This is a genomic window from Stutzerimonas sp. CXK-1 (assembly GCF_057738225.1).
This window is the reverse complement of sequence record NZ_CM173217.1, coordinates 2,589,653-2,609,687: the sequence shown is the minus strand read 5'-3', so window position 1 is coordinate 2,609,687 and position 20,035 is coordinate 2,589,653. Positions and strand designations below refer to the sequence as shown.

Annotated in this window: 20 protein-coding genes; 16 read left to right on the top strand and 4 right to left on the bottom strand. The window is 65.1% G+C overall.

Translation table 11 applies throughout. From position 1 onward, the window contains the following. Positions 1-288: 288 nt before the first annotated feature. The 7 genes from AC0KXH_RS12225 (at position 289) to AC0KXH_RS12195 (ending at position 6,103) form a co-directional block, all read left to right on the top strand. Entirely contained in the window at positions 289-1,038 is a 750-nt protein-coding gene (locus tag AC0KXH_RS12225) for an electron transfer flavoprotein subunit beta/FixA family protein (RefSeq protein WP_041106491.1), read from the top strand. Then, positions 1,038-1,967: an electron transfer flavoprotein subunit alpha/FixB family protein gene (locus AC0KXH_RS12220; RefSeq protein ID WP_488223471.1), complete on the top strand. Its 930-nt coding sequence runs from the start codon at positions 1,038-1,040 to the stop codon at positions 1,965-1,967. The genes AC0KXH_RS12225 and AC0KXH_RS12220 overlap by 1 nt, the downstream gene beginning before the upstream one ends. A 110-nt stretch (positions 1,968-2,077) precedes the next feature. After that, positions 2,078-2,881, top strand: coding sequence for a substrate-binding periplasmic protein (locus AC0KXH_RS12215; RefSeq protein WP_488223470.1), 804 nt, complete (start codon positions 2,078-2,080; stop codon positions 2,879-2,881). 10 nt (positions 2,882-2,891) lie between these two features. Then, entirely contained in the window at positions 2,892-3,248 is a 357-nt protein-coding gene (locus AC0KXH_RS12210) for a DUF4398 domain-containing protein (protein ID WP_041106606.1), read from the top strand. Beyond that, complete coding sequence (locus tag AC0KXH_RS12205) at positions 3,245-4,048, top strand: OmpA family protein (RefSeq protein ID WP_488223469.1); 804 nt, start codon at positions 3,245-3,247, stop codon at positions 4,046-4,048. Before AC0KXH_RS12210 ends, AC0KXH_RS12205 begins: the two co-directional genes overlap by 4 nt. Positions 4,049-4,157: 109 nt before the next feature. Further along, a complete protein-coding gene (locus AC0KXH_RS12200; protein ID WP_043220949.1) occupies positions 4,158-5,618 on the top strand; it encodes an aminotransferase-like domain-containing protein in 1,461 nt (486 codons plus the stop codon). After that, entirely contained in the window at positions 5,615-6,103 is a 489-nt protein-coding gene (locus AC0KXH_RS12195; protein WP_488223468.1) for a hypothetical protein, read from the top strand. The genes AC0KXH_RS12200 and AC0KXH_RS12195 overlap by 4 nt, the downstream gene beginning before the upstream one ends. A 10-nt stretch (positions 6,104-6,113) precedes the next feature. Here the strand turns inward: AC0KXH_RS12195 and AC0KXH_RS12190 are convergent, their stop codons facing one another. Both AC0KXH_RS12190 and AC0KXH_RS12185 read right to left on the bottom strand, forming a co-directional pair. Beyond that, positions 6,114-8,699, bottom strand: coding sequence for a bifunctional diguanylate cyclase/phosphodiesterase (locus AC0KXH_RS12190; protein ID WP_488223467.1), 2,586 nt, complete (start codon positions 8,697-8,699; stop codon positions 6,114-6,116). A 121-nt stretch (positions 8,700-8,820) separates the two neighbouring features. Continuing rightward, positions 8,821-8,988 (bottom strand): DUF2897 family protein, encoded by a 168-nt coding sequence (locus AC0KXH_RS12185; RefSeq protein ID WP_071222523.1) that lies wholly within the window; start codon positions 8,986-8,988, stop codon positions 8,821-8,823. Positions 8,989-9,124: 136 nt separating this feature from the next. On the opposite strand from AC0KXH_RS12185, the gene pyrF reads away from it, so the two are divergent. Continuing rightward, positions 9,125-9,820: an orotidine-5'-phosphate decarboxylase gene (pyrF, locus tag AC0KXH_RS12180; protein ID WP_043220945.1), complete on the top strand. Its 696-nt coding sequence runs from the start codon at positions 9,125-9,127 to the stop codon at positions 9,818-9,820. Positions 9,821-9,859: 39 nt separating this feature from the next. Here pyrF and AC0KXH_RS12175 read toward each other — a convergent pair whose 3' ends face one another. Beyond that, positions 9,860-10,864, bottom strand: a complete 1,005-nt coding sequence (locus tag AC0KXH_RS12175; RefSeq protein WP_165563113.1) for an NADP-dependent oxidoreductase — start codon at positions 10,862-10,864, stop codon at positions 9,860-9,862. Positions 10,865-11,079: 215 nt separating this feature from the next. Here AC0KXH_RS12175 and AC0KXH_RS12170 point away from each other — a divergent pair, with 215 nt between their 5' ends. After that, entirely contained in the window at positions 11,080-11,841 is a 762-nt protein-coding gene (locus AC0KXH_RS12170) for an SDR family oxidoreductase (protein ID WP_041106601.1), read from the top strand. A 477-nt stretch (positions 11,842-12,318) separates the two neighbouring features. Here AC0KXH_RS12170 and AC0KXH_RS12165 read toward each other — a convergent pair whose 3' ends face one another. After that, positions 12,319-13,506 carry a benzoate/H(+) symporter BenE family transporter gene (locus AC0KXH_RS12165; protein WP_041106476.1) on the bottom strand — a complete coding sequence of 396 codons (1,188 nt, stop codon included), beginning with the start codon at positions 13,504-13,506 and terminating at the stop codon, positions 12,319-12,321. A gap of 224 nt (positions 13,507-13,730) precedes the next feature. Between AC0KXH_RS12165 and fliE the strand changes: the two genes are divergently transcribed. The 7 genes from fliE (at position 13,731) to AC0KXH_RS12130 (ending at position 20,033) form a co-directional block, all read left to right on the top strand. Next, entirely contained in the window at positions 13,731-14,060 is a 330-nt protein-coding gene (fliE, locus tag AC0KXH_RS12160; protein WP_041106474.1) for a flagellar hook-basal body complex protein FliE, read from the top strand. 13 nt (positions 14,061-14,073) lie between these two features. Next, positions 14,074-15,858 carry a flagellar basal-body MS-ring/collar protein FliF gene (fliF, locus tag AC0KXH_RS12155; protein ID WP_041106472.1) on the top strand — a complete coding sequence of 595 codons (1,785 nt, stop codon included), beginning with the start codon at positions 14,074-14,076 and terminating at the stop codon, positions 15,856-15,858. Further along, complete coding sequence (gene fliG / locus AC0KXH_RS12150) at positions 15,851-16,867, top strand: flagellar motor switch protein FliG (protein WP_041106470.1); 1,017 nt, start codon at positions 15,851-15,853, stop codon at positions 16,865-16,867. The genes fliF and fliG overlap by 8 nt, the downstream gene beginning before the upstream one ends. Positions 16,868-16,874: 7 nt before the next feature. Further along, complete coding sequence (fliH, locus tag AC0KXH_RS12145; RefSeq protein ID WP_313327605.1) at positions 16,875-17,648, top strand: flagellar assembly protein FliH; 774 nt, start codon at positions 16,875-16,877, stop codon at positions 17,646-17,648. Then, positions 17,638-18,996, top strand: coding sequence for a flagellar protein export ATPase FliI (gene fliI, locus AC0KXH_RS12140; RefSeq protein WP_041106466.1), 1,359 nt, complete (start codon positions 17,638-17,640; stop codon positions 18,994-18,996). Before fliH ends, fliI begins: the two co-directional genes overlap by 11 nt. 63 nt (positions 18,997-19,059) lie before the next feature. After that, positions 19,060-19,509, top strand: a complete 450-nt coding sequence (gene fliJ / locus AC0KXH_RS12135; protein ID WP_043220932.1) for a flagellar export protein FliJ — start codon at positions 19,060-19,062, stop codon at positions 19,507-19,509. Positions 19,510-19,727: 218 nt separating this feature from the next. After that, positions 19,728-20,033 (top strand): STAS domain-containing protein, encoded by a 306-nt coding sequence (locus AC0KXH_RS12130; RefSeq protein WP_041106464.1) that lies wholly within the window; start codon positions 19,728-19,730, stop codon positions 20,031-20,033. The last annotated feature ends 2 nt before the right edge of the window (positions 20,034-20,035 follow it).

Genomic DNA, 20,035 nt, shown 5'->3' with positions numbered 1-20,035 from the left:
GTGAGAGAAGGCTGTGATCGTTCCCTGACCGAGCCGGGCGGGGCGCATTATATATAGCTGCCGAAAACGGTCCAATACAAACGTTTGTTTGAATTTTCTGCAAGCCTGCTAGAATCGAGAGCCTGAGGGCTTATGGCGGGCCATATGCGTTGTTGACCCGCTACAGGCCTGCAGTCAAGATACGGGACAGTTTGCGCTCGCCGAACAGCCAGAAGGGCAAAGGAACCCAGGCCTGTGGCCGGTTCGCCTCGGCGAATAAATCTAATCTCCGGAGAGAACGAGGAATCCATGAAGGTTCTTGTAGCTGTCAAACGAGTGGTTGACTACAACGTCAAGGTCCGCGTCAAGGCGGACAACTCCGGCGTTGACCTGGCCAACGTCAAGATGTCGATGAACCCCTTCTGCGAAATCGCCGTGGAAGAAGCCGTGCGCCTGAAAGAGAAAGGCGTGGCCAGCGAAATCGTGGTCGTCTCCGTCGGCCCGAGCGCTGCCCAGGAGCAGCTGCGTACCGCCCTGGCGCTGGGCGCCGACCGCGCCGTGCTGGTCGAGTCCGCTGATGAACTCAATTCCCTGGCGATCGCCAAGCTGCTCAAGGCCGTGGTCGACAAGGAGCAGCCGCAGCTGATCATCCTCGGCAAGCAGGCGATCGACAGCGACAACAACCAGACCGGGCAGATGCTCGGCGCGCTGACCGGCTATGCCCAGGGCACCTTCGCCTCCAAGGTGGAAGTGGCTGGCGACAAGGTCAACGTCACCCGCGAGATCGACGGCGGCCTGCAGACCGTCGCGCTGAACCTGCCGGCGATCGTCACCACCGACCTGCGCCTGAACGAGCCGCGCTACGCGTCGCTGCCGAACATCATGAAGGCCAAGAAGAAGCCGCTGGAAACCCTGACGCCCGAGGCGCTGGGCGTGACCACCACCTCGACCGTGAAGACCCTCAAGGTCGAAGCGCCGGCTGCCCGCAGCGCCGGTATCAAGGTCAAGTCCGTGGCTGAACTGGTCGAGAAACTGAAGAACGAGGCGAAGGTGATCTGATGGCTATCCTGGTTATCGCTGAACACAACAACGCGGTCCTGGCGGCTGCAACCCTGAACACCGTGGCGGCGGCCACCAAGATCGGCGGCGACATCCACGTGCTGGTCGCCGGCAGCGGCTGCGGCGCCATCGGTGAAGCGGCGGCCAAGATCGAGGGCGTGTCCAAGGTGCTGGTCGCCGACGACGCGGCCTACGCCAATCAGCTGCCGGAAAACGTCGCGCCGCTGATCGCCGACCTGGCAAAAAATTACAGCCACGTGCTGGCTCCGGCCACCACCAACGGCAAGAACTTCCTGCCGCGCGTGGCGGCGCTGCTGGATGTCGACCAGATCTCCGAGATCATCGCCGTCGAGAGCGCCGACACCTTCAAGCGCCCGATCTACGCCGGCAACGCCATCGCCACCGTGCAGTCCAGCGCCCCGATCAAGGTCATCACCGTGCGTGCCACCGGCTTCGACGCGGTGAACGCCGAGGGCGGCTCGGCGACCGTCGAGCAGGTCTCCGGCAGCGGTGACGCCGGCAAGTCCGCCTTCGTCGGCGAAGAGCTGGCCAAGTCCGACCGTCCCGAGCTGACCGCGGCCAAGATCGTCGTTTCCGGCGGCCGCGGCATGCAGAACGGCGACAACTTCAAGCACCTGTACTCGCTGGCCGACAAGCTCGGCGCCGCGGTCGGTGCCTCGCGTGCCGCGGTCGACGCCGGCTTCGTGCCGAACGACATGCAGGTCGGCCAGACCGGCAAGATCGTCGCGCCGCAGCTGTACATCGCCGTCGGCATCTCCGGTGCGATCCAGCACCTGGCGGGCATGAAGGACTCCAAGGTGATCGTCGCGATCAACAAGGACGAGGAAGCGCCGATCTTCCAGGTCGCCGACTACGGCCTGGTCGGGGATCTGTTCGAGATCCTGCCGGAGCTGGAAAAGCTCGTCTGAGCCTTTTCGCTCGTGAAAGAACCCGCCATGTGCGGGTTTTTTCATGGGCGCCTGTCAGGCGGGGCGATGATAAGATCGCCCGGCTTCCCACTCAGCAGAAGGTGTTCTCGATGCGTCTTGCCAAACCGCTCAACTGGGGGCTGGCCGTGCTGGCCCTCGTTTCGTCGGCGGCTACCCTGGCGGCGGGCAAGTGCGATCGGCTGATCGCAACCGGCTCGGCAAACAATCCGCCGTTCATCTGGCGTGACGCGCAGAACGGCAAGCGGCTGATAGGTGCCAACGTCGACCTGCTCGAGCAGTTGGCCGCCAAACTAGGCGTAAAGGTCGAAGTGCTGCATACCGGCGACGCCAAGAAGGCGCTCGAAGAGGTTCGCAGCGGTCGGGTCGACATTCTCCTCGATACGCCGTTGCAGGCCGAGCGGCTCGGCGAACTGGATTTCGTCCATCCGGCGATCACGCAGCTGGAGACCTTCGCCTGGGTGCGCAACGAGCCGGGCTTTCTCTATAGCTCGCCTGCCGATCTCGCAGACCGCCGTGGCATCCGCACCGCCGATGGCCCGGTCGAGGAGCCTGTCGCCGAGGGGCTGCCGCTCGCCAAAACGATGCGGCAGGCGCTCAAGCAGCTGCGCAAGGGCGAGGTCGATTTCGTGCTGCACGAGCGCTACAGTGCGCTGGCCAGGCTCGATCGAGCCGCGCTCGAGCAGGTCCAGCGCCTGACGCCCGCCGTCGCGCAGCGCGGCATGCATCTGGCCATCTCGCATGATTCGGCGTGCAACGACCCGTGGCTGCGCGGCCAGCTGGCTTTGCAGATGACCGAGCTGCAAGCGGCCGGCGTGCCTGAGCGACTGCTGGTCGATAACCTGGCGCTCTGGAAGCAGCAGCGCCTGGCACGCGAAGCGTCAACACAGAAATAGGTTGCCTCCGTTGAACAAGTTTTTTTCTCCGACACTGTTACTGCTGGCTGGCCTTTTGTCGGCTTGCGCCAGCGACCCGGCACCCAATGAGCAGCTGCGCCTGACCAGCGAGGCGGTCCAGCAGGCCCAGGCGGTCGGTGCCACCGATGAGGTCGCTGAACTGGCCCTGGCACAGGCCAAGCTGCGCGAAGCCCACCAGGCGATGAAGGAGGGCGATCATCGGCAGGCTCGGCTGCTTGCCGAGCAGGCCGAGCTCGATGCGCGGCTGGCCGAAGCTCGCGTGCTGAATCAGAAGAGCACGGCGCAGCTCGCCGAACTCAAACGCAGCATCGAGCGCGTTCGCGAGCAATTGGGGAGCCTGCAATGAAGGTCACTCGTTCCGCCATCGGCCTGCTCGCCCTGTCGGTGTCGCTCGCCGGCTGTGCCGATAAAGCGCTGCGCGAGCAGCTCGACCAGGCGTCAGCCGCTTACGAACAAGTCAGCCACGACGCCGATCTGGTGCGTACTGCGCCCAAGGATGTGGCTCGCGCCGGTGAGACGCTCGAGCGCGCCCAGCGCTTTTCTCATTACATCGGGGGTGCCGAGGACGCCCGTCACTACGCCTACCTGAGCCTGAGTTACAGCGAGATCGCCCGGCAGCACGGCGCGTTGCTGGCCAATCAGCAGGAGGCGGTACGCCTGCAGATGGATCGCGAGCGCTTGCGGCGGATGCTGCAGGACGCCCGCCTGCTGAATCTGCAGCAGGGGCAGTGGATGGAAGATCAGCTGATCAGCCTGGCGGCTACTGAAACCGATCGTGGGCTGGTGATGACCCTCGGCGATGTGCTTTTTCGCGCCGGCAGCGATCGTCTGGGCCCGGAGGCCAACCGCACGCTGCTCAAGCTGGCACATTTCCTCCAGCTCAATCCGCAACGCAAGGTGCGCATCGAAGGCTATACCGACAGCCGCGGCGATGCTCAGGAGAACCTGGAACTGTCTCGAGCGCGGGCCCAGGCAGTGGCCTCGATCCTCACCGATCTGGGTATCGACGCGCAGCGGATCGATGTGCGCGGCTACGGTGAGCAGTTCCCAGTTGCGGAGAATGCCTCGGCGCGTGGACGCGCTCAGAACCGGCGCGTCGAGATCCTGTTCTCCGATCCGCAAGGGCGCTTTGCGCCGGATCGCTAGGCCACGGACGCGTCTAACGCACTGTTTCGGCCAGATTCGGCGCAACTGTATTGGTGTAAGGTCGTCTGCCTGAGCTACTGTTACGGTTCAGTTGGCGGAGGCAGGGACCATGACCAATCTGTTGCTGTATCAGCGCATCGCGCAACAACTGGCCGAAGATATACGTCGGGGCGTCTATCGGCCCGGCGAGCGTGTGCCCTCGGTGCGCAAACTGAGCATGCAGCTCAACGTCAGCCACGCCACGGTGTTGCAGGCCTACGCCAATCTCGAAGACCAGGGGATGATCAAGGCGCGCCCGCAGTCGGGGTTCTATGTCCATCAGACTCCGATGCTGACGGCCCCCACGCCCGATATTGCGCGTGTCGAGCGGCCCAGCCTGGTCACGCGCAGCAGCATCATCAACCAGGTGCTCAGCGAATGCCGTCGTGAAGGTCTGGTGCCCTTCGGGGCGGCGGTGCCTCACGTCGACTACCTGCCGGTACGCGCGCTGCATCAGCAATTGGCCAAGGTCACCCGCTTTCACAGCCCGCGCGCCTTCAGTTACATGTTCAGCCCCGGTTACGAGCCGCTGCGCAGGCAGGTGGCCATTCGCATGCGCGATGCAGGCGTGGTGGTCGATCCCTCCGAAATCGTCATCACCCATGGCTGTGTCGATGCGTTGCAGATGTCACTGCGCGTCCTGACGCGCCCGGGTGATCTCATCGCCGCCGAATCGCCGACCTACTACGGCCTGCTGCAATTGGCGGACCTGCTGGGCTTGAAGGTCATCGAAATACCCAGCGACCCGGAAACGGGCATGAGCCTGGAGGCGCTCCAGCTGGCGGCGAGCCAGTGGCCGATCAAGGCGCTCGTGCTGACCGCGCGTCTGAGCAATCCGCTAGGTGTGAGCATTCCCGACGGTCGACAAAAGCAGCTGCTGAGCCTGGCGGCTCGCTTCGATATCCAGATCGTCGAGGATGACATCTATGGCGAGCTGCTGTTCGAACAGGGCACCTACAAGGCGCTGAAATCCAATGACCGCGACGGTCGGGTTATCTATTGCTCGAGTTTTTCCAAGACGCTATCCCCCGGCGTGCGCATCGGCTGGATCGTCGCTGGGCGGCATCAGCCCGAAATCGAGCGCCTGCAGACGTTCAGTACCCACTCCGCCTGCAGCGTGACGCAGATGGGCGTTGCCGCCTATCTGGAGAACGGCGGTTACGACCGCCACCTGCGCTTCATTCGCCAGGAGTACCGCAAGAACCTGTCGGCCTTTCAGCTCGCCGTGCAGCGCTACTTTCCCGAAGGCACGCAGATGACTCGGCCCAAGGGCAATTTCATTCTCTGGGTCAGTCTGCCGGCACCGGTCAACACCAAGGAACTGCACGGCCACGCGTTGGAGCAGGGGATCAGCATTGCGCCTGGCCTGATCTTCAGCAACACCGAACAGTTCAACCACTGTATCCGGCTCAATTGTGGCCTGCCCTGGAATGCCGAGACCGAGCGCGCCCTGCGAACCCTTGGACAGCTCGCCCGCCAGCTGTGCGAGAGGGCTCAGGTTTCCCGCCAGGATGAGCGAGCGCTGGCATGAGGCGAGCGGTTCTCGGGTTCGGCCTGGTGCTGCTGGCCGCCTGTGACGAGCAGGCTCGGGATGACGCGCCCGCTGCGGTGGAGCGTCCGCCTCGGCCTGCGGCCGAGGAAGGTGCGCCGCCGAGCCTGCGTATCAGCGTGCCGCCGATCGAGCCCGCAGGCAAAGCGAAGCCGCCGGTCGAGATCAGTCTGCCGGAACCGGCCGAGAGTACGCCCGAGCCGTCGCCTGCAGCGGAACCCTCGCCGCCCAAACGCAGCGTGGAGGAGGTCGAGCTGGCGGCGCCAAAGCTGGATCTGAGCTTGCCCGAGGCCTGGCCCGAGGCCCTGGAAGAGCCCAGTGGCGAGCCTCCGGCCACGCTTCTGCCACCGATGTTCGGGCCCCCGGAGGGGCCTGCCGTGCACATGAGCGGGCGGTTGATCCCGGGAGAGCAGGAGAGCGAGCAGGCTATCGACGGCGCCGAAATCCAGTTCGAATTTCGACGCTGATCCCGCGGCGCTACGCCTGTGGGCTCGCGCCCGGTTCGCCGTGGTCGAGGAGCATCGCGGCCAATGCCCCGGTGCTCAGCGGCTCGCTCATGTGAAACCCCTGTACCTCGGTGCAACCGTCGTCGAGCAGCAGCTGCAGCTGCTCTTCAGTCTCTACGCCTTCAGCCGTGACGCCCAGCTGCAAACCGCGGCCGATCTCGATCAGCGCGCGGACGATGGAGTGGTCCTGCGGGTTGTGCTCGATGGTGCCGACGAAGCTGTCGTCGATCTTGATCACGTCGAAAGGGTAGTGGCGCAGACTGCGGATCGACGAATAGCCCGTACCGAAATCGTCCATGGCCAGGCGCACGCCGAGGGCCTTGATCTCGTTGAGCAGCGAGAGGATGTCATCACTGTTCTGCAACAGGGCGGTTTCGGTGATCTCCAGCTCCAGCCGCTGCGCCGGCAAACCACTGTCGGCCAGTGCGCTGCGGAGGTCGTCGAGAAGCCGATCGTGCAGCTGCTGCGGCGACAGGTTCACCGAGACCACCGCATCGCCGGGCCATTGGCGTGCATCGTGGCAAGCCTGGCGCAGCACCCAGCGGCCCAGCGCGACGATCTGCCCACTGTGTTCGGCCAGGGGAATGAACTGCTCAGGCAGCAGCAGGCCGCGTTCGGGATGCTTCCAGCGGACCAACGCCTCGGCGCCGGCGATCCGCAGGTTGTGACTGCGAAACCTTGGCTGGTAGTGAATTTCGAACTGCTGTTCGGCAATCGCGTTGCGCAGCTCCTCTTCGCGTTCGAGGCGTTGCTGCAGGCTCTTGTCCAGTTCATGGCCGTAGAAGCGCCAGGTACCGCGGCCGTCGGCCTTGGCCTTGTACAGGGCTACGTCGGCGCAGCGCAGCAACTCGCTGGCGCTGGTCGCATCGTTCGGCGCGATGGCGATACCGATGCTGGCGCCGACAAAGACCTGGTTGCCGTCGATCTGGAAAGGGCTGGCAACGGTCTTGATAATGCGCGCGCAGAGCTGGTCGATGGCCTGGCGTTCGACCAGTCGGCCAAGGATCATGACGAACTCGTCGCCACCGACCCGCGCGACCAGGTCCTCCTCGCGCGTGCAGCGCTTGAGACGGTGTGCGATGCCGTTGAGCACTTCGTCTCCGGCAGCGTGGCCGAGCATGTCGTTCACTGGCTTGAAACGATCCAGGTCGATGTAGAACACCGCCAGCTGGGACTCGCCGCGCTTCTGTGCGGCCAGGCGCGACTCAAGGTACTCGCGCATGCGCGAGCGGTTCGGCAGCCCGGTCAGCGCGTCATGCTGGGAAAGGTAGGCAATGCGTGCCTGGGCGCGGGTCTCTTCGGTGATGTCACTGGCCGTGCCGCGGTAGCCGGCCAGCTGCCCGCCGTGCCGAATCGGCCGTGCGACCAGCCGGCAAATGCGTTCGCAACCGTCGGCCGCCCGGTAGCTGCAGCGCAGGGGATGGCGGGGGGCGGCCAGCCATTGCTCGATGGCGGCGTTGTCGGTGATCAACAGGTCGATCAGTGGGCGACCGAGCCACTCTCCGGTCGGGTGCCCGGTGATCTCCTTGAAGCGGTCGGAGAGGTAGCTGAGCTGCGTCTGGGCATCGGTTTCCCAGATCCAGTCCGACGCCGCTTCGGCAACGTCGCGAAAGCGCGCCTCGCTTGCCGCCAAGGCGCGACGGCTGTTCGCCAGGTTCGCATAGCTCTCGTTCATCAGCTCGATGGTGCGCATGGCCTGGCGTGACAGCAGCCAGGCCAACAGCCCAAGGCCAAGGGCGACAAGCAGCAGGATCGGCAGGGCGCCCCACAACAACAGCCTTCCCGGGCGCTCGGGTGTCCAGGTCAACAGCAACGGCGCGCCGTTGGCGAAGTCGATGCGCTGGCTCGGTTGTGCGCGCGCATCGGCCGGCGAGAGCAGGCGCAGGCCTTCGATGCCGTAGTGATGCCCAAGTTCGTCGAGGCGCTCGGCATCGAGCAGGTCGACGAACAGCACCACCGGCGCAGGGCCGGGGTCGGCCTCGATCCCGCTGTCGCCCGGTGTGAGCTCGGCGGCGACCACCATGGCCGGCAGTCCTTCGGCCGAGAGCAGGCCAGCGGCAGCGCTATCGTCCGCCGCCGCCGCGTGGGCATTCTCGAGCAGGGCGTCGACCCCGGCGCCGAGCCACGCCTTGAGTTCGATCTGCTGCAGCTCTCCGCGTATGACCGCATAGCTGACCTTTCCGGAGGGCTGCACGATCAGCAGCGCTTCATAGCCGAAATCGGCATAGAGCGACGGCCCGAAGTTGGCTTGCTGATAGGCCCAGTCGAGGTCGGGGCTGGGGCCCTTGAGGTGCAGGTAGGCGTCGCCCCAGAAGGCATAGTCGACAATCGAGCGCAGCAGCCAGTCGCGCTCGGTGGCAATGGCCTTGTCCGCGAGGAAGCGCGTCTGGGCGTCGGCGTCGTGGTCGATGCGCAGCGCGATATGCACGATGGCGAATGCCGCAGCCAGGAGCGTGAAAGCGAGCAGGCTGACCATGGCGGGAAGGATGCGGCGAGCGAAGGTGGCGTGTAGATCGGGAGGCAGATCGCTGCCGTCGGTATGGGCGGGTACTGACATGAAGAGTTCCAACGAAGTGGCGTATATGATCGCGCCAATGAAGGCCTTTTGCCATCATTCGATGCCGTCGTTCGGCCTTGGCCTGACCGGCGGCTCGTGTACAGGCGACTGCCGCCAGGGCTCAGCGGTCGCGTGCGTCTTCGGCATCGGCCTTGGCATTACGCTCGGCGATACGCTTCTTCTGCTCTTCGGTCAGGGGAATCTTGCGTGCGCCATCGCGCAGCAGCAGCAGGCTACCAACGATTGAGCCGAGCGCGACCGCCAGAATCAGCCAGAAATACCAGGACATGCACTCACCCTCTGCCAGTTCGGTTCTTTCCGCACTCTAACGTGAGCGCGGAAATCCGGCCATCGTCGGCTGCCCGAAGCGTCGCTGGAGTCGTTTTCTGCGACAATGCGTGGCGAACTCTTCACAAGGCTCTGCCATGACCTGCAAGACTCCCATCATCGTTGCGCTCGACTTCCCTTCCCGCGAGACGGCTCTGGCGCTGGCCGACCGCCTCGATCCGGCGCTCTGCCGCGTCAAGGTCGGCAAGGAGCTGTTCACCCGCTGTGGACCGGCGATCGTCGAAGCGCTGCGTCACAAGGGTTTCGAGGTATTCCTCGACCTGAAGTTTCACGATATCCCCAACACCACGGCGATGGCGGTCAAGGCGGCTGCCGAGCTCGGTGTCTGGATGGTCAACGTGCATTGCTCGGGCGGGTTGCGGATGATGGCCGCCTGCCGGGAAACCCTGGCCGGGGTGAGTGGGCCGGCGCCTCTGCTGATCGGCGTGACCGTGCTGACGAGCATGGAACAGGCGGATCTGGCCGATATCGGACTGGATGTCGAGCCGCAGCAGCAGGTGCTCAGACTGGCCGGGCTGGCAGCTCGCGCAGGGCTCGACGGCCTGGTCTGTTCGGCGCAGGAGGCGCCGGCGCTCAAGCAGCAGTTCGCCCAGCTGAAGCTGGTCACGCCTGGCATTCGGCCGGCCGGCAGCGCGCAGGACGATCAGCGCCGCATTCTCACGCCGGCCCAGGCGATGGCGGCCGGCTCGGACTACCTGGTAATCGGCCGGCCGATCAGCCAGGCGGCCGATCCTGCTGGGGCGCTTGCCGCGGTCGCCGCGGAACTGGCCTGAGCCGACCGGGGCCGGCAGCAGCGCCGGCCCCGCTGAGCATCAGCTCACCTTGAGAATCAGCTTGCCGAAGTTTTCGCCGGTGAAGAGCTTCATCAGGGTGTCCGGGAACGTCTCCAGGCCCTCTACGATGTCCTCGCGGCTCTTGAGCTGGCCGCTCGCCAGCCAGCCGGCCATCTCGCGCAGCGCTTCGGGGTAGCGCTGTACGTAGTCGGTCACCACCATGCCCTCCATCCGCGCGCGGTTGACCAGTAGCGACAGATAGTTCGACGGGCCCTTGATCGCTTCCTTGTTGTTGTACTGGCTGATCGCGCCGCAGATCACTACGCGCGCGCCTACGCTGATCCGGCCGAGCACGGCATCGAGAATGTCGCCACCGACATTGTCGAAGTAGACGTCCACGCCCTTGGGGCATTCACGCTTGAGGCCTGCCGCCACGTCCTCGTGCTTGTAGTCGATCGCGCCGTCAAAGCCGAGCTCGTCGATCAGAAAGCGGCACTTGTCGGCCCCACCGGCGATGCCGATCACGCGGCAGCCCTTGAGCTTGGCGATCTGGCCGGCGACGCTGCCGACCGCACCTGCAGCGCCGGACAGCACCACGGTCTCGCCGGCCTTTGGTTGGCCAACGGCGAGCAGGGCGAAGTAGGCGGTCATGCCGGTCATGCCCAGCGCCGAGAGGTAGCGCGGCAGCGGCGCCTGCTGCGGATCAACCTTGTAGAAACCCTTCGGCTCACCGAGGAAATAGCGCTGCACGCCCAGCGCGCCATTGACGTGGTCGCCGACGGCAAAGCCGGGATGCTGCGAGGCCACGACCTCGCCCACGCCGAGCGCGCGCATCACCTCGCCGATTCCGACGGGGGGAATGTAGGACTTCGCATCGTTCATCCAGCCACGCATTGCCGGGTCGATGGACAGATATTTGACCTTGACCAGGACCTCCCCGGGGCCAGGCTCGCGCAGGTCCGTCTCGACCAGCTCGAAGGTGTCGCGGGTGGGCGCGCCAACCGGGCGGGTGGCGAGCAGGTATTGCTGATTCTTGTCGTTCATGGCTGCCTCGCGGGTTCGAAAGTGGGTGGTTTAGCCCGCCGGACGGAACGCTGCAAGCTGATCGCGTCGGTGCGTATGCGTTGGCATCCAGAGCGGTTATATCGACACCGTGGTCCTTATCGAGGCGCGGCGGCGGGCGTATAAACATGACCGATTCGCCGCGCCCGGTCACGTTCGAGACGCGGCGCAGGTTGGGCTTTCATAAGGATGACAGCATGAGCATGAAATTCTCCGGCCAGGTTGCGCTGGTCACCGGCGCTGGCGCCGGTATCGGGCGGGCGACTGCCCTGGCATTTGCCGAGCAGGGGCTGAAGGTGGTGGTCGCCGACATCGACCTGGCGGCGGCCGAGGCGGTGGCAAAGACCATTGTCGACGCTGGGGGCCAGGCATTCTGCGTGCGCTGCGACGTCACCCGTGACGCCGAGGTCCAGGCCATGCTCGATGCGGCCAGGGAACGTTTCGGGCGCGTCGACTATGCGTTCAACAATGCGGGCATCGAAATCGAGAAGGGCAAGCTGGCCGAAGGCAGCGAGGCCGAGTTCGACGCCATCATGGGCGTCAACGTCAAGGGCGTCTGGCTGTGCATGAAACACCAGCTGCCACTGATGCTCGCCCAGGGTGGCGGGGTGATCGTCAATACCGCTTCGGTGGCCGGGCTGGGCGCTGCGCCGAAGATGAGCATCTATTCGGCTTCCAAGCACGCGGTGATCGGCCTGACCAAATCGGCGGCGATCGAGTACGCCAAGAAGGGCATTCGGGTCAATGCGGTATGTCCGGCAGTGATCGATACCGACATGTTTCGCCGCGCCTACGAGGCGGACCCGCGCAAGGCCGAGTTCGCTGCGGCGATGCATCCAGTCGGACGGGTCGGCAAGGTCGAGGAGATCGCTGCGGCGGTGCTTTATCTGTGCAGCGACGGGGCGGCCTTTACCACGGGGCATGCGCTGGCGGTCGATGGCGGGGCGACGGCCATTTAGGTGAAGGTCTTTGGGGTGGGCTGATACTGGGCTGGCAAGAATGGATGAGGATGCTGTTCGGTTCAGTTCCTGATGTTGAACCGATCTCCTAAGGCAACTGAGTTGCCTGGAAAATCAGCATCTTTTCTTCGGCTTTTCAGTCGATTGCACGACCCGTCAGGCGGCTCCAAATGCCCCATCAGGAGGGTGAGCGCAGTCGTTGCGTAGAGGGGCGAGCCGCAGGGACGCGGCGAGAGTCGTAAAGGGCCAAGGATGGCCCTTGTACGACGACCCTCGGAGCGGCGATGGAGCGAACGAACCCTGCGCAAAGCGCAGGGCCGGATGCAGGGGCAAGCGTTTTTGCTTACTTTTTTCGCGACTGAAAAAAGTGAGTCGCCCAGCAGGGCGAAACCAAGCTTACAGGCAGATCGCCAGCAGCCAGTGAAGCAGAGCTTTCATTCGACACACTAAGTGGCCAGCTCGATTGCCTACCCCGCCTCAGCCCCGCTTGCTAAGAATCACCAAGGTCAGCACCCCTGCAATCAATCCCCATAGCGCCGCCCCGATACCGAACAGCGTCAGTCCGGACGCGGTGACCATGAAGGTGATCAGCGCCGCCTCGCGCTCCTGAGGCTGCTGCATCGCCTGGGTCAGCCCCGAACCGATCGAGCCGAATAGCGCCAGTGCGGCAATGGACAGCACCAGCGCCGCAGGAAAGGCTGCGAACAGCGCCGCCAAGGTGGCGCCGAAAATACCGGCGATGCCGTAGAACACCCCGCACCAGACGGCCGCCGTATAGCGCTTGCTACGATCGGCGTGGGCCTCGGGGCCGGCGCAGATGGCCATGGTGATCGCTGCCAGATGGATGCCATGCGAGCCGAACGGTGCCAGCAGCAGCGAGGCGATGCCGGTGACCGAGATCAACGGCGAGGCCGGTGCGTCATAGCCCTCGGCGCGCAACACCGCGAGCCCCGGCATGTTCTGCGAAGCCATGGCGATGACGAACAGCGGAATGCCGATGCTGAACACGGCCGCGAAGGACAGCGACGGGGTGGTCCAGACCGGGACCGCAACTTGCAGGCTGAAGCGCTGGAAATCGAGCAGGCCCGCCAGGCCGGCGATGAGGCAGCCGACCAGCAGCGCGGCGAGCACGGCGTAGCGCGGCAGCAGGCGCTTGCTCAGCAGGTAGGTGAAGAACATGCCGAGCACCAGTGCTGGCTGAACCTCCACTGCGCGAAAGATCTCGATGCCGATATTGAACAGCACCCCGGCGAGCAATGCCGCGGCCAGCGAGGCGGGGACCCGGCGCATCAGGCGCTCGAAGCTGCCGGTCAGGCCGCACAGCACGATCAGCGCCGAGGCGAAGATGAATGCACCGATGGCTTCCGGGTAGGGCACGCCCGGCAGGCTGCTGATCAGCAGGGCTGCGCCGGGTGTCGACCAGGCCACGACGACGGGCGTGCGGTAGCGCAGTGACAGGCCGATGCTGCAGATCGCCATGCCAATCGACAGCGCCCAGATCCAGGACGAGATCTGCGCCTCGCTCAGTCCGGCGGCCTGCCCGGCCTGGAACATGAGCACGAGCGAACTGGTATAGCCGGTCAGCATGGCGATGAATCCGGCCACCACGCTTGAGGCTGAGCTGTCGGACAGGGGGCGCAGGGCAGTCTGGGTGGCTTCGGGCATGAGGTGTCGTCTGCTGGGTGGTCGATGGGTTGCGGCGTTAGCCTAAGTGCCGAAGTGTTGCCTCGTCCCGGTACAGCCGGCGGGGCAATGGCCGTAACAGTGTCACGCTCGGCGACAAAAGGCGGGCGGCCGAGCTGTCCTGTCTGCTCTTCTGGCACCCTTGTTGCTATCTACCCTGTGCCTGCCGCGATGCGTCAAAAAAACCGCGGCTGTGGAGGAGATCGATGAGTCAGGGTGTTCAATTCAATCGCTTGATGCTGGAAATGCGGGCCATGCAGACCGATGCCATGGCGCGTACCCGGCCCACGCCCGAGCCGCAGGAGGTCGGTGCGCCGAGCTTCTCGGAGATGCTCGGCGCCGCGGTGAACAAGGTACACGAGACCCAGCAGTCCGCCAGCCAGATCGCTTCGGCGTTCGAGATGGGGCAGGGCGGCGTCGACCTGACCGAAGTGATGATCGCCTCGCAGAAGGCCAGCGTTTCCTTTCAGGCCCTGACCCAGGTTCGCAACAAGCTGGTCCAGGCCTATCAAGACATCATGCAGATGCCGGTGTGAGGCGGTTTGAATTATGGCTGACGCAGTGAGCAACGTTCCGGTACCGGCAGGCGGCGGCGAAGAGAAGAAGCCGCTGCTGGGCTTGTCGTTTCTGGAAAATCTCTCCGAGATGTCGATGCTGCGGCAGATCGGCCTGTTGGTCGGCCTGGCCGCCAGCGTGGCCATCGGCTTTGCCGTGGTGCTCTGGTCGCAGCAGCCCGACTATCGTCCGCTGCTCGGCAGCCTGGCCGGGATGGACGCCAATCAGGTCATGGAGACCCTCGCCGCTGCCGATATCGCCTATACCGTCGAACCCAATTCCGGCGCTCTGCTGGTCAAGGCCGATGACCTGGCTCGCGCTCGCCTGAAGCTTGCCAGTGCCGGCATCGCGCCGACCGACAGCAATGTCGGCTTCGAGATTCTCGACAAGGATCAGGGGCTCGGCACCAGCCAGTTCATGGAGGCGACGCGTTACCGTCGCGGCCTGGAAGGCGAGCTGGCTCGCACCATTTCCAGCCTGAACAACGTCAAGGGCGCCCGCGTGCACCTGGCGATCCCGAAGAGTTCGGTGTTCGTGCGCGACGAGCGCAAGCCGACGGCCTCGGTGCTGGTCGAACTCTATCCGGGTCGGACGCTGGAGCCGAGCCAGGTGATGGCGATCATCAACCTGGTTGCGACCAGCGTGCCCGAGCTGGGCAAATCGCAGGTCACCGTGGTCGACCAGAAGGGCAACCTGCTCTCCGACCAGCAGGAACTCTCCGAGCTGACCATGGCCGGCAAGCAGTTCGACTACAGCCGTCGCATGGAAGGTCTCTACACCCAGCGCGTGCACAACATCCTGCAGCCGGTGCTCGGCAGTGGCCGCTACAAGGCCGAGGTGTCGGCGGACGTCGACTTCAGTGCCGTGGAGTCCACCTCCGAGACCTTCAATCCGGATCAGCCGGCGCTGCGCAGCGAGCAGAGCGTTGACGAGCAGCGCCAGAGCAGCCTGCCGCCGCAGGGCGTGCCCGGTGCCCTGAGCAATCAGCCGCCCGGCCCTGCTTCGGCGCCCGAAAAGGCCAATCAGGCCGCGGCAGCCGCCGGTGCGGTCGCCCCGGGGCAACCGCTGCTCGACGCCAATGGCCAGCAGGTCATCGACCCGGCTACCGGGCAGCCGATGCTCGCCCCCTACCCGGCGGACAAGCGCAAGCAGTCGACCCGCAACTACGAGCTGGACCGTTCGATCAGCTACACCAAGCAGCAGCAGGGGCGGCTGCGTCGGTTGTCCGTCGCCGTGGTGGTGGACGACCAGGTCAGCCTCAACGACGCCGGCGAAACGGTGCGCAAGCCCTGGAGCGCCGACGATCTGGCGCGCTTCACACGGCTGGTGCAGGACGCCGTAGGCTTCGATGCCAGTCGCGGCGACAGCGTCAGCGTGATCAACACACCGTTCGTCCCGGATACCTTCGACGAGAGTGCGCTGGAGATACCCTTCTACTCGCAGCCGTGGTTCTGGGATGTGGTCAAGCAGGTGCTGGGCGTACTGTTCATCCTGGTGCTGGTGTTCGGTGTGCTGCGTCCGGTGCTGAAGAACCTGACCACGACCGCGCAGAGCAAGCAGCTGCAAGCGGCCGAGGGCGGCGCCGAGCTGGGTGAGGGCGATGATGTCGATTCGGCCCTGTCCAGCGACCGGGTCAGCCTTAGCGGCCCGCAGAACATCATGTTGCCAAGCCCGAGCGAGGGATACGAAGCCCAGCTCAACGCGATCAAGAACCTGGTAGCCGAAGACCCCGGACGGGTGGCGCAGGTGGTCAAAGAGTGGATCAACGCCGATGAGTGACAATCGCATACCGACCAAGCTCAACAAGGTCGACAAGGCCGCCATTCTCCTGCTGTCGCTGGGGGAGACCGACGCCGCCCAGGTGCTGCGTCACCTCGGGCCGAAGGAAGTGCAGCGCGTCGGCACCGCGATGGCGCAGATGCGCAATGTGCAGAAGGCGCAGATCGAGCAGGTGATGGGCGAGTTCGTCGAGATCGTCGGCGACCAGACCAGCCTTGGCGTGGGCTCGGACAGCTACATCCGCAAGATGCTCACCCAGGCGCTCGGCGAGGACAAGGCCGGCGGCCTGATCGACCGCATCCTGCTCGGTGGCAACACCAGCGGCCTGGACAGCCTGAAATGGATGGAGCCGCGCGCCGTGGCCGATGTGATCCGTTACGAGCACCCGCAGATCCAGGCCATCGTCGTGGCCTACCTCGACCCGGACCAGGCCGGCGAAGTCCTGAGCCACTTCGATCACAAGGTCCGCCTGGACATCATCCTGCGCGTGTCCTCGCTCAATACCGTGCAGCCGGCCGCGCTCAAGGAACTGAACCTGATTCTCGAGAAGCAGTTCTCCGGCAATACCAGCACCAGCCGCGCCAGCCTGGGCGGCGTCAAGCGCGCCGCGGACATCATGAACTACCTCGACAGCTCCATCGAAGGCCAGCTGATGGACTCGATCCGCGAGGTGGACGAGGACCTGTCCGGGCAGATCGAGGATCTGATGTTCGTCTTCGACAACCTGGCCGACATCGACGACCGTGGCATCCAGGTACTGCTGCGCGAGGTGTCCTCGGACGTGCTGGTCATGGCCCTCAAGGGAGCCGACGAGGCGATCAAGGAAAAGATCTTCAAGAACATGTCCAAGCGCGCCGGCGAGCTGCTGCGCGACGACCTGGAGGCCAAGGGGCCGGTCCGCGTCAGCGACGTGGAGAACGCACAGAAGGAAATCCTCACCATTGCCCGCCGCATGGCCGAAGCCGGGGAAATCGTCCTGGGCGGCAAGGGCGGCGAAGAGATGATCTGAGGCGCCGATGGCTAAAGACAATCCGAGCGAGCTGATCCGCGCGCGCGACGTCAGCGTCTTTGATCGCTGGGCGCTGCCGAGCTTCGATCCGGAACGCGAGCCCGACGAACAGCCGAGCGAGGCTCCGGAGCCGCCGCCCGAAGAGACCGCTCACAGCGAAGAGGTCCCGGTCGAGGAAGTCAAACCGCTGACGCTCGATGAACTCGAGGCCATCCGCCAGGAGGCCTACAACGAAGGGTTCAGCACGGGCGAGCGGGACGGCTTTCATGCCGGACAGCTCAAGGCCCGGCAGGAGGCCGAGGCGACCCTGGCCAGCCGCCTGGAAAGCCTGGAAAAACTCATGGCGCAGCTGCTCGAGCCGATCGCCGAGCAGGATCGCAACCTCGAGCATTCGCTGGTCACGCTCGTCAGTCATATGGCGCGCGAAGTGATCCAGCGCGACCTGCTGATCGATTCCAGTCAGATCCGCCAGGTCCTGCGCGAGGCGCTCAAGCTGCTGCCGATGGGCGCCTCCAATGTGCGTATCCACGTCAATCCGCAGGATTTCGAATCGGTCAAGGCGCTGCGCGAGCGGCACGAGGAGAGCTGGCGGATTCTCGAGGACGCCAGCCTGCTGCCCGGCGGCTGCCACATCGAGACCGAGCATAGCCGTATCGATGCCAGCATCGAGACGCGCCTGTCGCAGGCGATCAAGCAGTTGTTCGAGCAGCAGCGCGAGAACGCCACGCACCCACCGGAAGCGGATCTGCAGCTGGACATGGGTAGCCACGATGCGTCTTGAACGGGTCAGCTTCGCCAAGCGTCTGTCGACCTATGGCGAGGCGATCGCGCTGCCAAGTCAGCCGATTCTCGAGGGGCGGCTGCTGCGCATGGTCGGCCTGACGCTGGAGGCCGAGGGCTTGCGGGCGGCGGTCGGCAGCCGCTGCCTGGTGATCAACGACGACAGCTATCACCCGACCCAGGTCGAGGCCGAAGTCATGGGCTTCTCGGCCGGCAAGCTGTACCTCATGCCGGTTGGCAGCCTGGCCGGAATCGCTCCGGGAGCGCGCGTGGTACCGCTGCCGAACACGGGCCGCCTGCCGATGGGTATGTCGATGCTCGGCCGCGTGCTCGATGGCGCCGGCCGCGCGCTGGATGGCAAGGGCGGCATGCGTGCCGAAGACTGGGTGCCGATGGATGGCCCGGTGATCAACCCGCTCAAGCGCCACCCGATCAGCGAGCCGCTGGACGTCGGCATTCGCAGCATCAACGGCCTGCTGACGGTCGGGCGTGGCCAGCGGCTGGGCCTGTTCGCCGGTACCGGTGTCGGTAAGTCGGTGTTGCTGGGCATGATGACCAAGTTCACCGAGGCCGACATCATCGTCGTCGGGCTGATCGGCGAGCGGGGCCGCGAGGTGAAGGAATTCATCGAGCACATTCTTGGCGAGGAGAGCATCAAGCGTTCGGTGGTGGTGGCCTCGCCAGCCGACGACGCGCCGCTGATGCGTCTGCGCGCGGCGCAGTACTGCACGCGCATCGCCGAATATTTTCGCGACAAGGGCAAGAACGTCCTGCTGCTCATGGATTCGCTGACCCGCTATGCACAGGCCCAGCGCGAGATCGCCCTGGCCATCGGCGAGCCGCCGGCGACCAAGGGTTATCCGCCTTCGGTGTTCGCCAAGCTGCCGAGCCTGGTCGAGCGCGCCGGCAACGCGGAAAAGGGTGGCGGCTCGATCACCGCCTTCTACACCGTGCTTTCCGAGGGCGACGATCAGCAGGACCCCATCGCCGATGCCGCGCGCGGCGTACTCGACGGGCACATCGTGCTGTCCCGGCGCCTGGCCGAGGAGGGGCACTATCCGGCGATCGACATCGAGGCCTCGATCAGCCGCGTGATGCCGGCGGTGGTCGGCGTCGAGCACCTGCGCAGCGCGCAACGCTTCAAGCAGCTCTGGTCGCGCTATCAGCAGAGCCGCGACCTGATCAGCGTCGGCGCTTACGTGGCCGGCGGCGATCCGGAGACCGATCTGGCAATCGCCCGCCAGGCCGACATGGTGCGCTACCTGCGCCAGGGGTTGGACGAGAGTGAACCGCTGGCGACCAGCGTGGCGCAGCTGTCGGCGGTGTTCGGACCGCGGCCGGCCGGTTGATGGAGCGAGGGCGCATCATGCTTGCAGCCGGCACTCGGCCAGACGCGCTAGCGGAGTTGAGTCGTGGCGCCTAGTCGGGCCGACCGCATGGCGCCGGTCGTCGAGATGGCCGAGAAGGCCGAGCGCGAGGCGGCGCGGATGCTCGGCCAAGGGCAGGCCCAGCTCAATCAGGCCGAAGGCAAGCTCGCCGAGCTCGAACAGTATTTCAGCGACTATCAGCAGCAATGGCAGCGCCAGGGGAGCCAGGGTGTGTCCGGGCAGTGGCTGATGAATTACCAGCGCTTTCTTTCGCAGCTCGAATCGGCAATCGCCCAGCAGCGCCGCAGTGTCGCCTGGCACCGCGATAACCTGGGCAAGCTGCGCGCCCAGTGGCAGCAGCGCCATGCTCGTCTGGAGGGGCTGGGCAAGCTGGTCGAGAGCTATCTGCGCGAAGCGCGCGTCGCGGCCGACAAGCGCGAGCAGAAGCTGCTCGACGAATTCGCCCAGCGGCTGGCGTCGCGCAAGCAGGAATGACGCTTGCCGCTGCCGGGCACGGAGTGATAAATGTGTCCCGCTTCATTGCAGCAGCCCGCGACAGGTCGTTGAAGAGAACAGAGCGAGCCCATCCGCTGAGCAGTGAGCCTGCCGCCTGCGCGGCGCAGGTCGCCCGCTGTTTTCGAATGACAGAGTGAGCGAAGCCCGTCGGACCGTGCCGACCTGCCAAACCTCGTACCGCATCAGAAGGATGCTACATGACCATAACTTCCCAGCCATCGGCGGATGGCCGCGAGCTGACGATCGTCATTAACGGTCGCTTCGACTTCAACGCGCACCAGGCCTTTCGCGAGGCCTACCTGCGCTCCGACGTCCAGCCGCAACGCTATGTGCTCGACCTGCAGGGTGCCAACTATCTCGACAGTTCGGCGCTTGGCATGCTGCTGTTGCTGCGCGACCACGCCGGCGGCGACGAGGCCGATATCCGGCTGCTCAACTGCAACCCGGATGTCAGGCGCATTCTGCAGGTTTCCAATTTCGAAAAGCTCTTCGTGATCGCCTGAGC

What these genes read in the sequence shown, in the direction of transcription:
- AC0KXH_RS12225 (WP_041106491.1), top strand. Translation starts at nt 289, where the DNA reads ATGAAGGTTCTTGTAGCTGTCAAACGAGTGGTTGACTACAACGTCAAG.
- AC0KXH_RS12220 (WP_488223471.1), top strand. Translation starts at nt 1,038, where the DNA reads ATGGCTATCCTGGTTATCGCTGAACACAACAACGCGGTCCTGGCGGCT.
- AC0KXH_RS12215 (WP_488223470.1), top strand. Translation starts at nt 2,078, where the DNA reads ATGCGTCTTGCCAAACCGCTCAACTGGGGGCTGGCCGTGCTGGCCCTC.
- AC0KXH_RS12205 (WP_488223469.1), top strand. Translation starts at nt 3,245, where the DNA reads ATGAAGGTCACTCGTTCCGCCATCGGCCTGCTCGCCCTGTCGGTGTCG.
- AC0KXH_RS12200 (WP_043220949.1), top strand. Translation starts at nt 4,158, where the DNA reads ATGACCAATCTGTTGCTGTATCAGCGCATCGCGCAACAACTGGCCGAA.
- AC0KXH_RS12195 (WP_488223468.1), top strand. Translation starts at nt 5,615, where the DNA reads ATGAGGCGAGCGGTTCTCGGGTTCGGCCTGGTGCTGCTGGCCGCCTGT.
- AC0KXH_RS12190 (WP_488223467.1), bottom strand. Translation starts at nt 8,699, where the DNA reads ATGTCAGTACCCGCCCATACCGACGGCAGCGATCTGCCTCCCGATCTA.
- AC0KXH_RS12185 (WP_071222523.1), bottom strand. Translation starts at nt 8,988, where the DNA reads ATGTCCTGGTATTTCTGGCTGATTCTGGCGGTCGCGCTCGGCTCAATC.
- pyrF (WP_043220945.1), top strand. Translation starts at nt 9,125, where the DNA reads ATGACCTGCAAGACTCCCATCATCGTTGCGCTCGACTTCCCTTCCCGC.
- AC0KXH_RS12175 (WP_165563113.1), bottom strand. Translation starts at nt 10,864, where the DNA reads ATGAACGACAAGAATCAGCAATACCTGCTCGCCACCCGCCCGGTTGGC.
- AC0KXH_RS12170 (WP_041106601.1), top strand. Translation starts at nt 11,080, where the DNA reads ATGAGCATGAAATTCTCCGGCCAGGTTGCGCTGGTCACCGGCGCTGGC.
- AC0KXH_RS12165 (WP_041106476.1), bottom strand. Translation starts at nt 13,506, where the DNA reads ATGCCCGAAGCCACCCAGACTGCCCTGCGCCCCCTGTCCGACAGCTCA.
- fliE (WP_041106474.1), top strand. Translation starts at nt 13,731, where the DNA reads ATGAGTCAGGGTGTTCAATTCAATCGCTTGATGCTGGAAATGCGGGCC.
- fliF (WP_041106472.1), top strand. Translation starts at nt 14,074, where the DNA reads ATGGCTGACGCAGTGAGCAACGTTCCGGTACCGGCAGGCGGCGGCGAA.
- fliG (WP_041106470.1), top strand. Translation starts at nt 15,851, where the DNA reads ATGAGTGACAATCGCATACCGACCAAGCTCAACAAGGTCGACAAGGCC.
- fliH (WP_313327605.1), top strand. Translation starts at nt 16,875, where the DNA reads ATGGCTAAAGACAATCCGAGCGAGCTGATCCGCGCGCGCGACGTCAGC.
- fliI (WP_041106466.1), top strand. Translation starts at nt 17,638, where the DNA reads ATGCGTCTTGAACGGGTCAGCTTCGCCAAGCGTCTGTCGACCTATGGC.
- AC0KXH_RS12130 (WP_041106464.1), top strand. Translation starts at nt 19,728, where the DNA reads ATGACCATAACTTCCCAGCCATCGGCGGATGGCCGCGAGCTGACGATC.